This is a genomic window from Streptomyces sp. NPDC036764, from assembly GCF_055609385.1.
On the sequence record NZ_JBVJPT010000001.1, the window covers coordinates 893235 to 905420 of the forward strand.

At 69.1% G+C, this 12186-nt stretch carries 8 protein-coding genes and 1 tRNA gene; 5 read left to right on the forward strand and 4 right to left on the reverse strand.

The window, feature by feature from the left end:
- Nucleotides 1–116: 116 nt before the first annotated feature.
- Genes ACZ69Q_RS03855 through ACZ69Q_RS03865 form a run of 3 tightly spaced genes read right to left on the reverse strand, consistent with a single transcriptional unit; the run spans nt 117 to nt 5200 of the window.
- Nucleotides 117–2261, reverse strand: a complete 2145-nt coding sequence (locus ACZ69Q_RS03855; RefSeq protein ID WP_471035854.1) for an acetate--CoA ligase family protein — start codon at nt 2259–2261, stop codon at nt 117–119.
- Between the two features lie 4 nt (nt 2262–2265).
- Nucleotides 2266–3507, reverse strand: coding sequence for a formyl-CoA transferase (gene frc, locus ACZ69Q_RS03860; protein ID WP_471035858.1), 1242 nt, complete (start codon nt 3505–3507; stop codon nt 2266–2268).
- Between the two features lie 10 nt (nt 3508–3517).
- Nucleotides 3518–5200, reverse strand: coding sequence for a thiamine pyrophosphate-binding protein (locus ACZ69Q_RS03865; RefSeq protein WP_471035862.1), 1683 nt, complete (start codon nt 5198–5200; stop codon nt 3518–3520).
- A 145-nt stretch (nt 5201–5345) separates the two neighbouring features.
- Here ACZ69Q_RS03865 and sucC point away from each other — a divergent pair, with 145 nt between their 5' ends.
- The 4 genes from sucC (at nt 5346) to ACZ69Q_RS03885 (ending at nt 9346) form a co-directional block, all read left to right on the forward strand.
- A complete protein-coding gene (sucC, locus tag ACZ69Q_RS03870; RefSeq protein ID WP_471035867.1) occupies nt 5346–6479 on the forward strand; it encodes an ADP-forming succinate--CoA ligase subunit beta in 1134 nt (377 codons plus the stop codon).
- A 14-nt stretch (nt 6480–6493) separates the two neighbouring features.
- The gene (gene sucD, locus ACZ69Q_RS03875) at nt 6494–7378 is read left to right on the forward strand and encodes a succinate--CoA ligase subunit alpha (RefSeq protein WP_471035870.1); all 885 of its coding nucleotides are present in this window, start codon (nt 6494–6496) and stop codon (nt 7376–7378) included.
- A 110-nt stretch (nt 7379–7488) separates the two neighbouring features.
- On the forward strand, nt 7489–9030 hold the full coding sequence (locus ACZ69Q_RS03880; RefSeq protein WP_471035873.1) for an aldehyde dehydrogenase family protein: 1542 nt from the start codon (nt 7489–7491) through the stop codon (nt 9028–9030).
- 231 nt (nt 9031–9261) lie between these two features.
- Nucleotides 9262–9346, forward strand: a tRNA-Leu gene (locus ACZ69Q_RS03885).
- A 64-nt stretch (nt 9347–9410) separates the two neighbouring features.
- Here the strand turns inward: ACZ69Q_RS03885 and ACZ69Q_RS03890 are convergent.
- Nucleotides 9411–10502, reverse strand: coding sequence for a TIR domain-containing protein (locus tag ACZ69Q_RS03890; RefSeq protein ID WP_471035876.1), 1092 nt, complete (start codon nt 10500–10502; stop codon nt 9411–9413).
- Between the two features lie 307 nt (nt 10503–10809).
- On the opposite strand from ACZ69Q_RS03890, the gene ACZ69Q_RS03895 reads away from it, so the two are divergent.
- On the forward strand, nt 10810–11949 hold the full coding sequence (locus ACZ69Q_RS03895) for an FxsB family cyclophane-forming radical SAM/SPASM peptide maturase (RefSeq protein ID WP_471040031.1): 1140 nt from the start codon (nt 10810–10812) through the stop codon (nt 11947–11949).
- Nucleotides 11950–12186: the final 237 nt, after the last annotated feature.

Here is a 12186-nt window from a genome sequence, read left to right on the forward strand (position 1 = left end):
GTACCTCATTTTGTCCGCCTTTCTCCCCCCGCTCCTCCTTCGCCCTCTTCTCCCTCCCCCCCCCCCCCCCCCCCCCCCCCCCCCCCCCCCCCCCCCCCCCCCCCCGCTGCCTCACCTCATGAGCCGCCCCCCAACAGTCCCGCCGCCCGCGCCCAGCGGTATTTGGCGCCCAACACGGCCACCGGCTTCTCGGTCGTGTACGGGTACGCCACGACGCCGCGCTCGTACAGGTACTGGCAGGCCTCCTCGACCTCCACGTCACCCGCGAGCGACGCGACGACGGGCTTCTCTATGCCGCGCTCGCGGAACTCGGCCACCACGCGCGCGGTGAGCTCCGCGAAGACCATCGGTGGAGTGACGATCGTGTGCCAGTAGCCCAGCACCAGCGCGTGGATGCGCGGGTCCTCCAGACCGAGCCGGATCGTCGCCTCGTACGTCGACGGCGGCTCGCCACCGGTGATGTCGACCGGGTTGCCCGCGGCGCCGAAGGGCGGGATGAACTTCCTGAAGGCCTCGTCCAGGTCCGGCGGGATCTCCATCAGCGACAGGCCGTTGTCGGTCACCGCGTCCGACAGCAGCACACCGCTGCCTCCGGCCCCCGTGATGATCACGACGTTGTCGCCCTTGGGGGCGGGCAGGACCGGCAACCCGCGCGCGTACTCCAGCATGTCGTTCAGACCGGGCGCCCGGATGACCCCGGCCTGCTTCAGGATGTCCTCGTACACGGCGTCGTCGCCTGCGAGGGCTCCGGTGTGCGACCCGGCGGCCTTCGCGCCCGCGGCCGTACGGCCCGCCTTGAGGACGACGACCGGCTTCTTCGGCACGGTCGCCTGCGCGGCCTCGACGAAGGCGCGCCCGTCCTTGAGGTCCTCCAGGTGCATCGCGATGCACTCGGTGTGCGGGTCCTCGCCGAACCAGGTCAGCAGGTCGTCCTCGTCCAGGTCCGACTTGTTGCCGAGGCCGACGATCGCCGACACGCCCGTCTTCGTGGTCCGCGCGAAGCCCAGGATGGCCATGCCGATGCCGCCGGACTGCGAGGTCAGCGCCACCCCGCCCTTGACGTCGTACGGTGTGCAGAACGTGGCGCACAGGTCCTGCCACGTCGAGTAGTAGCCGTAGATGTTCGGCCCCAGCAGCCGGATGCCGTGCCGCTCGGCGATGGCCACGATCTCGTCCTGGAGCTCGTGCTCACCGGTCTCCGCGAACCCCGAGGGGATCAGGACGGCGTTGGGGATCCCCTTGCGTCCCACCTCCTCCAGGGCCGAGGCCACGAACTTGGCGGGGATAGCGAAGACCGCCACATCCACCTCACCGGGAACGTCCGTGACACTCTTGTACGCCTTGCGGCCCAGAATGTCATCGGCCTTGGGGTTCACCGGGTGGATGTCCCCGGCGAAACCACCGTCGATGAGGTTGCGCATGACCGAATTGCCGATCTTGCCCTGCTCGTTGGACGCACCGATGACCGCGACCGACGACGGCTGCATCAGGCGGCGCATCGAGGTGAGGATCTCCTCGCGCGAGTAGCGCCGGCGCGGCTTCGCGGGCGCCTCGGAGAGGATCACGCGGATGTCGGCGGCGACCGCGCCCTCGACGGTGGCGATCACCGGGTTGAGGTCCACCTCGGCGATCTCCGGGAAGTCCGCGACGAGCTGCGACACACGGCGGATCTGCTCGGCTATCGCCCACCGGTCCACGGCCGCCTGGCCGCGCACGCCGCGCAGGATCTCCGCTGCCCGGATCGAGTCCAGCATGGACAGCGCCTCGTCGGCGCTCACCGGCGCGAGCCGGAAGGTGACGTCCTTGAGGACCTCGACGAGCACTCCGCCGAGCCCGAAGGCGACGACCTTGCCGAACGTCGGGTCGGTGACCGCCCCGACGATGACCTCCTGCCCCTGCGGGAGCAGTTCCTGCACCTGAACGCCCTCGATGCGGGCATCCGCGTCGTACGCGCGCGCGTTGTCGACGATCTTGTGGAACGCAGCCCGTACGTCCGTCGCACCCTCGACGCCGACGATCACGCCGCCCGCGTCGGTCTTGTGGAGGATGTCCGGCGAGACGATCTTCATCACCACGGGCCCGCCGAAGCGCGCCGCGTAGGCCACCGCCTCGTCGACGTCGGTCGCGAGCTCCTCGCCCGGTACGGCGATCCCGTACGCGTCGGCGATCACCTTGCCCTCGGGCGCGGTCAGCGCGGTACGTCCCTCGGCCCGCACGGAGTCGAGAAGCGTCCGCACCCTGAGGACGCGGTCTTCGGCCATCACGTCAGATCACTCCGTTCGACTTGAGCAGGCGCAGCTCCTCGTCACCGAGGCCGAGCTCGCCGATGTAGACCTGTTCGTTGTGCTCGCCGAGCAGGGGCGAACTGCTCACCTCGACGGGGGAGTCGGAGAGCTTGAGCGGGCTGCCGACGGTCACGAACTCGCCCCGCTCGGGGTGCGGCACGGTGACGACCATCTCGTTGTCGACCAGCGAGGAGTCCTCGATGATCTCCTTGGTCGACAGGATCGGCCCGCACGGGATGTTGTGCGCGTTGAGCCGCTCCAGCACTTCCCACTTGGGCAGGGTCGAGGACCACTCCTCGATGAGCTGGAACATCTTGTTGAGCTTGGGCAGCCGGGCCTCGGGCGTCGCCCACTCGGGGTCGTCGGCCAGTTCGGGCCGGCCGATGAGCTCACTGATCGGCTGCCAGCCGACAGGCTGCACGATGACGTACACGTAGTCGTTCGGGCCGCCCGGCGCGCACTTGACCGCCCAGCCGGGCTGACCGCCGCCGGACGCGTTTCCCGAGCGGGGAACTTCCGTGCCGAAGTCTTCGTTCGGATATTCAGCAAGCGGCCCATGTGCCAGGCGTTGCTGGTCCCTCAGCTTCACCCGGCACAGGTTGAGTACAGCGTGCTGCATGGCCACGTTGACCCGCTGCCCACGCCCGGTGTTCTCGCGCTGGAACAGCGCCGCGAGAATCCCCGCGACGGCGTGCACACCCGTCCCCGAGTCCCCGATCTGGGCTCCGGTCGCCAGCGGCGGCCCGTCCTCGAAGCCGGTGGTCGACATCGACCCGCCCATGGCCTGCGCGACGACCTCGTACGCCTTGAAATTGGTGTACGGGCCTTCGCCGAACCCCTTGATGGAGGCATAGACGATACGCGGATTGATCTCCTGGATGCGGTCCCAGGTGAAGCCCATCCGGTCGACCGCGCCCGGTCCGAAGTTCTCGACCATGACGTCGGAGCGCCGGATCAGCTCGGTGAGGATCTCCTTGCCACGTTCGGTCTTGGTGTTGAGGGTGATGCTCCGCTTATTGCAGTTGAGCATCGTGAAGTAGAGGGAGTCGACGTCCGGGAGGTCGCGCAACTGCTTGCGCGTGATGTCACCGGTCGGCGCCTCCAGCTTGACGACGTCCGCGCCGAGCCAGGCGAGCAACTGGGTCGCGGAGGGCCCGGACTGGACGTGGGTCATGTCCAGGACGCGGATGCCTTCGAGAGCCTTGGTCGACGTAGCAGTCATGAAGGCCTCCTCACTTGTACATGGTCTGGTTCATGGTTCCGGGGGCGTACGCGTCCGGGTCGACCCAGACGTTGATCAGCGACGGCTTGCCGGACTCGCGGGCGCGCAGCAGCGCGGGGCCGATGTCGGCGGGGTCACGGACCTCCTCGCCGTAACCGCCCAGCATCTGCGCGAACTTGTCGTAGTGGACGTCGCCGAGGGTGTTGCCGACCCGCTCGCGCTCCAGGCCGTACTTCTGGGCCTGGCCGTAGCGGATCTGGTTCATCGAGGAGTTGTTGCCGACGATGCCGACGAAGGGGAGGTTGTAGCGGACGAGCGTCTCGAAGTCCCAGCCGGTGAGGGAGAACGCGCCGTCGCCGAAGAGTGCGACGACCTCCTTGTCGGGCCGCGCCTGCTTGGCCGCGAGCACGAACGGCACCCCGACGCCGAGCGTGCCCAGCGGACCCGGGTCCATCCAGTGCCCGGGTGACTTGGGCTGCACGACCTGACCGGAGAAGGTGACGATGTCGCCGCCGTCGCCGATGTAGATCGAGTCCTCGGTGAGGAAGTCGTTGATCTCGCTGACCAGTCGGTAGGGGTGGATCGGCGAGGCGTTCGACTTCAGGCTGGGCAGCCGCTTCGCCAGAGCGGTCTGCTCCGCCGCGCGCAGCTCGTCGAGCCACTCCTTGCGCTTGGACGCGCCGCCGTTGACGCGCCCGGAGGCGGCCTCGGTGACCGACTTCAGCACCAGTCCGGCGTCGCCGACGATGCCGAGGTCGATGTCGCGGTTCTTGCCGACGGTGCGGTAGTCGAGGTCGATCTGCACGACGGTCGCGTCCGGGGACAGCCGCTTGCCGTAGCCCATGCGGAAGTCGAAGGGCGTGCCGACGATGACGATGACGTCTGCGTTGGAGAAGGCGTAGCGGCGCGACAACTGGAAGTGGTGCGGGTCGCCGGGCGGCAGCGTGCCGCGGCCGGCTCCGTTCATGTAGGCCGGAATGTTGAGGGTGCGCACGAGCTCGATGGCCGCCTCGGTGCCGCGCGTCGTCCACACCTGGCTGCCGAGCAGAATGGCCGGCTTCTCGGCGTGGACCAGCAGGTCGGCGAGTTTCTCGATCGCCTCGGGGTCGCCGGCCGAGCGGGTGGAGGCACGGTAGGCCCCTTCCTTGGGCACTCGCGCCTTGCTCACCGGCACCTTGGCGTCGAGCACGTCGCGCGGGATCTCCAGGAAGGAGGGCCCGGGCGCACCGTGGTAGCACTCGCGGAACGCCATCGAGACCATGTCCGCGGCGCGTGCCGTATCCGGCACGGCCGCCGCGAACTTGGTGATCGGCGTCATCATGTCGACGTGCGGGAGGTCCTGGAGGGACCCCATCTTGTGCTGGGTGAGGGCGCCCTGGCCGCCGATGAGGAGCATCGGTGACTCGGCGCGGAAGGCGTTGGCGACACCGGTGACGGCGTCGGTCGTGCCGGGGCCGGCGGTGACGACCGCGCATCCCGGCTTGCCGGTGAGACGGGCGTAGCCGTCGGCGGCATGGGCGGCGACCTGCTCGTGACGGACGTCGACGACCTCGATGCCCTCGTCTACGCAGCCGTCGTAGATGTCGATGATGTGGCCGCCGCACAACGTGTAGATGCGGTCGACCCCCTCGGCCTTCAGCGCCTTGGCAACGAGATGACCACCGGAAATGACGTCCTGGGTGTCGTCGGGCATGGCGAAGTCCTGTCCCTTCGTAGGGGGGTGGAACGGCTCTCGCGGTACATTGCATACAGTCGACGAATACTGTATGAACCTTGTTATCCCGCATCCGGTGGGTGGTGTCCAGGGGGCGTGCGGCACTTTCGAGTCAGGAGCCGGAATGGACCTGTACGAACACCAGGCAAGGGAACTTTTCGAAGAACACGGCATCTTGGTGCCGCGGGCGGAGGTGACGGACTCACCGAAGGAAGCCCGCGAGATCGCACGCCGCCTCGGCGGCCGGGTCGTGGTCAAGGCGCAGGTGAAGACCGGTGGCCGCGGCAAGGCGGGCGGTGTGAAGGTCGCAGCCGACCCGGCGTCCGCCGAGATCACCGCCCGCCAGATCCTCGGCATGGACATCAAGGGCCACACGGTCGGCAAGGTGATGCTGGCCCAGCCCGTGGACATCGAGACCGAGTTCTACGTGTCCTATGTGCTCGACCGCGCGGCGGGCGGCTTCCTCGCCATCGCCTCCGCCGAAGGCGGAATGGAGATCGAGGAGGTCGCCGCCACCCGGCCGGAGGCGGTGGCCCGTATCCCCATCGACCCGGCCGAGGGCGTCACCTCGGCGAAGGCCGGCGAGATCGCCGAGGCGGCCGGCCTGCCACCACAGACCGTCGACGTGCTCGTCAGGCTCTGGGAGGTGCTGGTCCGCGAGGACGCGCTCCTGGTCGAGGTCAACCCGCTGGTGCGCACCGAACAGGGCCAGATCCTCGCCTTGGACGGCAAGGTCACCCTCGACGACAACGCCCGCTTCCGCCAGGCACGGTGGGGCGGCGAGAGCGTCGAACACGACGACGCGCTGGAGGCTGCCGCCGCGGCCAAGGGCCTCAACTACGTCAAGCTCGACGGCGAGGTCGGCATCATCGGCAACGGCGCGGGTCTCGTCATGTCGACACTCGACGTCGTCGCGGGCTGCGGCGCCCGCCCCGCCAACTTCCTCGACATCGGCGGCGGTGCCTCGGCCCAGATCATGGCCGACGGGCTCTCCGTCATCCTCTCCGACCCCGATGTGAAGTCGGTCTTCGTCAACGTGTTCGGCGGAATCACCGCGTGCGACGCGGTCGCCGACGGCATCGTGCAGGCCCTGGACAGCGTCCAGTTGACCAAGCCGCTCGTCGTACGCCTCGACGGCAACAACGCCGCGCGTGGCCGCGACATCCTCGACGGCCGCGCCCACCCCCTGGTCCAGCAGGCCACCACCATGGACGGCGCCGCGCTGCGGGCCGCCCAACTCGCCGCCGCCACAGCCTGAGGAGACACGACGACATGGCGATCTACCTCACCAAGGAGAGCAAGGTCCTCGTCCAGGGCATGACCGGCGGCGAGGGCATGAAGCACACCCGGCGCATGCTCGCCGCGGGCACGAACGTCGTCGGCGGCGTCAACCCGCGCAAGGCCGGTCGCACCGTCGACTTCGACGACCGTGCCGTCCCCGTCTTCGGCTCGGTCGCCGACGGCATGCGCGCGACCGGAGCCGACGTCACCGTCGTCTTCGTGCCGCCCGCCTTCGCCAAGGCGGCCGTCGTCGAGGCCGCCGACGCCGGCATCGGACTCGCCGTCGTGATCACCGAGGGCATCCCCGTCCACGACTCCGTCGCCTTCACCTCGTACGCGAAGGCGCACGGCACCCGAGTCATCGGCCCCAACTGCCCCGGCCTGATCACCCCCGGCCAGTCCAACGCGGGCATCATCCCGGCCGACATCACCAAGCCCGGCCGCATCGGCCTGGTCTCCAAGTCCGGCACGCTCACCTACCAACTGATGTACGAGCTCCGCGACATCGGCTTCTCCACCTGCGTCGGCATCGGCGGCGACCCCGTCGTCGGCACGACCCACATCGACTGCCTGGCCGCCTTCCAGGACGACCCCGACACCGAGCTCATCGTCCTCATCGGCGAGATCGGCGGCGACGCCGAGGAGCGCGCGGCCGCGTACATCCGCGACCACGTCACCAAGCCGGTCGTCGGCTACATCGCCGGCTTCACCGCACCCGAGGGCAAGACGATGGGGCACGCGGGCGCCATCGTGTCCGGCTCGTCCGGCACGGCGGCGGCGAAGAAGGAGGCGCTGGAAGCCGTAGGGGTACGGGTGGGCGGTACGCCCACCGAGACCGCGCGCCTGGTGCTGGACCGCCTCGACTCCGGGGCGTGACGTCACTCATAGTCCACGCGGTGTCGCTTTCAGGTGTATCCGCGCCTCGCTACCTTCCGTCGTAGCCATCACCAACCGCCCCCGACTGTGCACCGAGAGCGGAGACCCTCATGGCAGCCACCTTCACCCTCAAATCCGGAACCTCCTGGGCCGACGCCTGGCAGCAATGCCTCGCCGTCGCCCCGGAGGCCTTCCGGGACGACCGCGTCCTGAACCTCTGGAACTCCACCTGGCAGGCCGACGGCCGTGCCCTGCCCGCCACCAGCCCCGTCGACGGCAGCCCGATCGCCGGCCCGCCGCGCCTGGACCGGGACACCGCCCACCAGGCCGTACGCGCCTCGCTCGACCAGCACCGCGCGTGGCGGCACATCCCGCTTGAGGAACGCCGGGCACGGGTCGCGGCCACCCTCGACGCCCTCACCCAGCACCGTGACCTGCTCGCCCTGCTCCTGGTCTGGGAGATCGGCAAGCCCTGGCGGCTTGCCCAGGCGGACGTCGACCGGGCCATCGACGGCGTGCGCTGGTACGTCGACGGCATCGAGCCGATGCTCGCCGGCCGGGCCCCGCTGAACGGTCCGGTCTCCAACATCGCGAGCTGGAACTACCCGATGAGCGTGCTCGTTCACGCAGTGTTGGTACAAGCACTGGCAGGCAACGCGGTCATCGCCAAGACCCCGACCGACGGCGGTGTCGCCTGTCTGACCCTGGCTTGCGCACTCGCCGCCCGCGAGGGGCTTCCCGTCACCCTCGTCAGTGGCAGTGGAGGCGAGCTCTCCCAGGCGCTGGTGCGGGCGCCGGAGATCGGCTGCGTCTCCTTCGTCGGCGGCCGCGACACCGGCGCCGCGGTGGCCACGGCCGTCGCCGACCTCGGCAAACGACATGTACTCGAACAGGAGGGACTGAACACCTGGGGCATCTGGAACCACACCGACTGGGACGCGCTCACGGCGGTCATCCCCAAGCTCTTCGACTACGGCAAACAACGCTGCACGGCGTACCCGCGCTTCGTCGTCCAACGTGAGCTGTTCGACGAGTTCCTGGCGGCGTACCTGCCGGCCGTGCGCACGCTCAGGCTCGGGCACCCCCTGGCCGTCGAGCAGCACAACGACCCGTATCCGCAACTGGACTTCGGGCCGGTTATCAACGCGGCCAAGGCCAAGGAGCTGAACGACCAGGTCGCCGAGGCGATCGACCGCGGTGCCGTACCGCTGCACCGGGGCGACGCGTCCGAAGCCCGCTTCATGCCCGGACAGGACACCTCGGCATACGTCCAGCCCGTCACGCTGCTGAACCCGCCGCGGTCGTCCCCGCTCCATCACGCGGAGCCGTTCGGCCCGGTCGACACGATCGTCCTGGTCGACACCGAGGCGGAGCTGCTGGCGGCGATGAACGCCTCCAACGGCGCGCTGGTCGCCACGCTGTCCACCGACGACCGGGCGACGTACGAGCGGCTCGCCCCGCAGATCCGCGCCTTCAAGGTCGGCCACGGCAAGCCGCGCTCCCGCGGCGACCGCGACGAGCTGTTCGGCGGGTTCGGTGCGTCCTGGCGCGGGGCCTTCGTCGGCGGCGAGCTGCTGGTGCGCGCGGTGACGCAGGGGCCGGCGGGGGAGAGGCTGCCCGGGAACTTCCCGGACTACCACCTCATGCCCTGACGTGGGTTCCGGTGGCGCCCGCCAGGTGCGGGCGTCACCGGGTACCGACCCCCGCAGCTCAGCCGTGCGTGTCTGTCTCGTCACCTTTCGTGAGGTGGCCCAGGGCCGCCCCGACCGGGGCTCGCGCGGGCCGTCCAGCGGACGGATATGCAGGTGAAAGGCACTCCGAAACCTTGGTATTGTTGTCCACGTCGCCGAGGGGAACACCCCCGGGAAGGCGGCAGACACCTAGTCCGGGTGGCGGAATGGCAGACGCGCTAGCTTGAGGTGCTAGTGCCCTTTATCGGGCGTGGGGGTTCAAGTCCCCCCTCGGACACACAGAGTGACGGAACGGGTCTCCGTGGTGATGTGAATCGCCACCGAGGCCCGTTTCACGGTTCTCAGGATGCCTTGCTCTTGATGTAGTCGAGGAGGACCGGCAGGTCCCCGTTCCCGTCCCCCGCCTCGGGGTCGAGGGAGTACAAGCTCACCCCGCTCAGGAAGTCGGGCACATGCTCCTTGCCGTATCCGGGGAAGGCGACCAAGAGGATGCGTTGGTGCCACGCGCGGTCCGTCATCCGGTCCTGGAGGATGTAGTCCGACTCGAACGCCACCCCGTCGCCCTGGCCCGGCACCTCCTGGTGCTCGGCCCGGCGCTTGTAGGCCGGTGAGACCATCAGGAGGACGAAATCCGCCTCCTTGTACTGCTCGCGCATCCACCGACCCCAGTGCTTGGGGCCCTCGCGGAGCGCGGTCACATCCATGTGGGCGTCGATGTCCGCGGAGTGCAACCGTGCGTGGAGCGCCTCGACCCTGCCCCTGTGGACACCGCCGTCCGGCTCATGGGCGTAGGAGAGGAACACGCGCGGCCTCTTCGGATCCTCCTCCGGTTGGCGGGCGCGGGGCACCTTGGCCCGCAGGACGCCTTCACAGCAGGGCGCGGCGCGCGGGAAGGGGAGTTCGAGGACCGGTAGTTCGCCGGTGGGCACGTGGGGCGGGCTGGTCGCGTACCCGGTGCAGATGGCCGCGGCGACCTCGTCGACGGCGTGACGGTAGGTGGCGGAGCGGAAGCCTTCCTCGCGGATGATGCCGCTGACACCTACACGGGCGTAGCTGTCGGTGACCTCGCCGCTCATGATCGGGGCGCGGGGGAATCCGGACGGCGGGTCGGCCGGCTGCCAGCGCACCAGGACCAGGGCCCGCGGGACCTTGGGCCGCAAAGGGGCGGGCACGAGGCGCAGGCGGTACTCGAACACCGCCCAGTCCGCACCACAGCCACGGTCGTTGTAGAAGGCCGGGGAGCACAGCGCGACGAATACCTGTGCCTCGGCGACCATCGGGCGGTTGGCGCCCTCCAGCCCGCCACGGCACATGGCCGCGGCGATCGACCGTCCCCGGCGCCGCTGCACCGCCTCGACCAGATCCTGGTGGAAACGCGCCGCATTGGCCCGGTTCTCGGCGGCGGCGAAACTCGTGATGAAGTCGTTGGGCATGCGCAACCTCTTCACTCCCATTGCCCCGCGGTAGCCGTGGTCATGCCGAAAACGGCTCCGACGTTGGCCAGTTGGCCGCTCATCGGACACGGGTCTTTCCTCGTACGCTGAGCGGGGGACAGTACATCGCCGCGCCGCAGCCGCTCCGGCGTGGCACCGAGTCGACCCCCGGACGACGAACGGGGGCCGGATGCAGGGCACTTCGCCGAGCCTTGACACTACGTCATTGACGACCGTCTCGAACAGTCGGCAGGGACCTAGCTGGGACGACTCGACACCACCCCCCAAACGTTGGCCAGAGCCTCGGATATCCGTTACCGAGGACGGCCGTACAACGCTTCGGGCTTTCGATCAATTCGTCGTCAAGTTATGCAGCAGGTGCAATCTCTCCTGCGATTACTGCTACGTATATGAATTACGGGACACTGCCTGGCGTGAACGCCCCCGCATCATGCCCGAGCGGGTACGCGAACAACTCGTGTCACGGATCGCGGAACATGTGCGTGATCACCGTCTGGATCGCGTCCGGGTGATCCTGCACGGAGGCGAGCCGCTGCTGGCCGGGCCGCGAGTGATCGCCGACTTCACCCTGGCCGTGCGCCGCGCCGTGCTGCGGGCCGGAGCGGAGGTGGAGTTCGCCCTCCAGACCAACGGCGTCCTGCTGACCGAATCCATCCTGGAGCTGTTGCTGAATCTGGACGTCCGGGTGGGCGTGAGTCTGGACGGTGACGCCACCGCGCACGATCGCCATCGACGCGGCCCCGGCCCCGGCCGGGGAAGCCATACACGGGTGACCGCCGCGCTCGGCATGCTGGGCCATGCGCGATACCGGCCGCTGTTCGGCGGGCTGCTGTGCACGGTGGACCCGGCGAACGACCCGGTGCGCACCTTCGACACTCTCGCGTCCCACCGCCCGCCCGCCGCCGACTTCCTTCTGCCGCACGGGACTTGGGACCATCCGCCACCCGGCGCCGACGACGGCACGCTGCCGTACGGGACATGGCTGTGCGCGGTGTTCGACCGCTGGCGGCAGGCCGGGCGGCCGATGCGGGTGCGGCTCTTCGAGTCGGTCGTCTCGCTGTCCCGGGATGACGGAGGAAGCAGCAGCGAAGTGCTGGGCACCGTACCGGCCGCCGCAGTGGCGATCGAGACGGACGGGGCCGTCGTGTGGACGGAGTCGCTGAACGCCGTGGCGGATGGCGCTGCCCACACCGGAGGGGCGATATTCAGCCACTCCTTCGATGATCTCCTGGCTCTGCCTCGCGCGCCGCAGTACGGGGTGGGGTCCCTGTGTCGCACGTGCCGGGAGTGCCCGCTGGTGCACGTCTGCGGAGGTGGACTGCGTGCCCACCGGTTCGGGCGCGGCCGGGGCTTCGCCAATCCCTCCGTGTACTGCAAGGACATCTCCGCCCTCATCCGACACATCGGGTCCCGGGCGGATCAATGACCGCGTTTTTCCGGAACGCGCGGCCGAAAAAGGGCGGCTACCAGCGCAAATGTACGACGCTGTGCGCTCATTCGGGTCAGTGAATTGTCAATGTCGTGTTTTCGGGGGCGGTTTGAGGGCAAAACCACATAACATGGAGGCCAATTGGCGTGGGGGCGGCGCGGAACTCAAACGTACCTGCTCACTCCGCGTCGATGTGGGTCCATGGGCAAAGAGCGTTCCGTGGTAGCAACAGGA

Coding starts and splice junctions, on each gene's coding strand:
- ACZ69Q_RS03855 (WP_471035854.1), bottom strand. CDS start 2,261: ATGGCCGAAGACCGCGTCCTCAGGGTGCGGACGCTTCTCGACTCCGTG.
- frc (WP_471035858.1), bottom strand. CDS start 3,507: ATGACTGCTACGTCGACCAAGGCTCTCGAAGGCATCCGCGTCCTGGAC.
- ACZ69Q_RS03865 (WP_471035862.1), bottom strand. CDS start 5,200: ATGCCCGACGACACCCAGGACGTCATTTCCGGTGGTCATCTCGTTGCC.
- sucC (WP_471035867.1), top strand. CDS start 5,346: ATGGACCTGTACGAACACCAGGCAAGGGAACTTTTCGAAGAACACGGC.
- sucD (WP_471035870.1), top strand. CDS start 6,494: ATGGCGATCTACCTCACCAAGGAGAGCAAGGTCCTCGTCCAGGGCATG.
- ACZ69Q_RS03880 (WP_471035873.1), top strand. CDS start 7,489: ATGGCAGCCACCTTCACCCTCAAATCCGGAACCTCCTGGGCCGACGCC.
- ACZ69Q_RS03890 (WP_471035876.1), bottom strand. CDS start 10,502: ATGCCCAACGACTTCATCACGAGTTTCGCCGCCGCCGAGAACCGGGCC.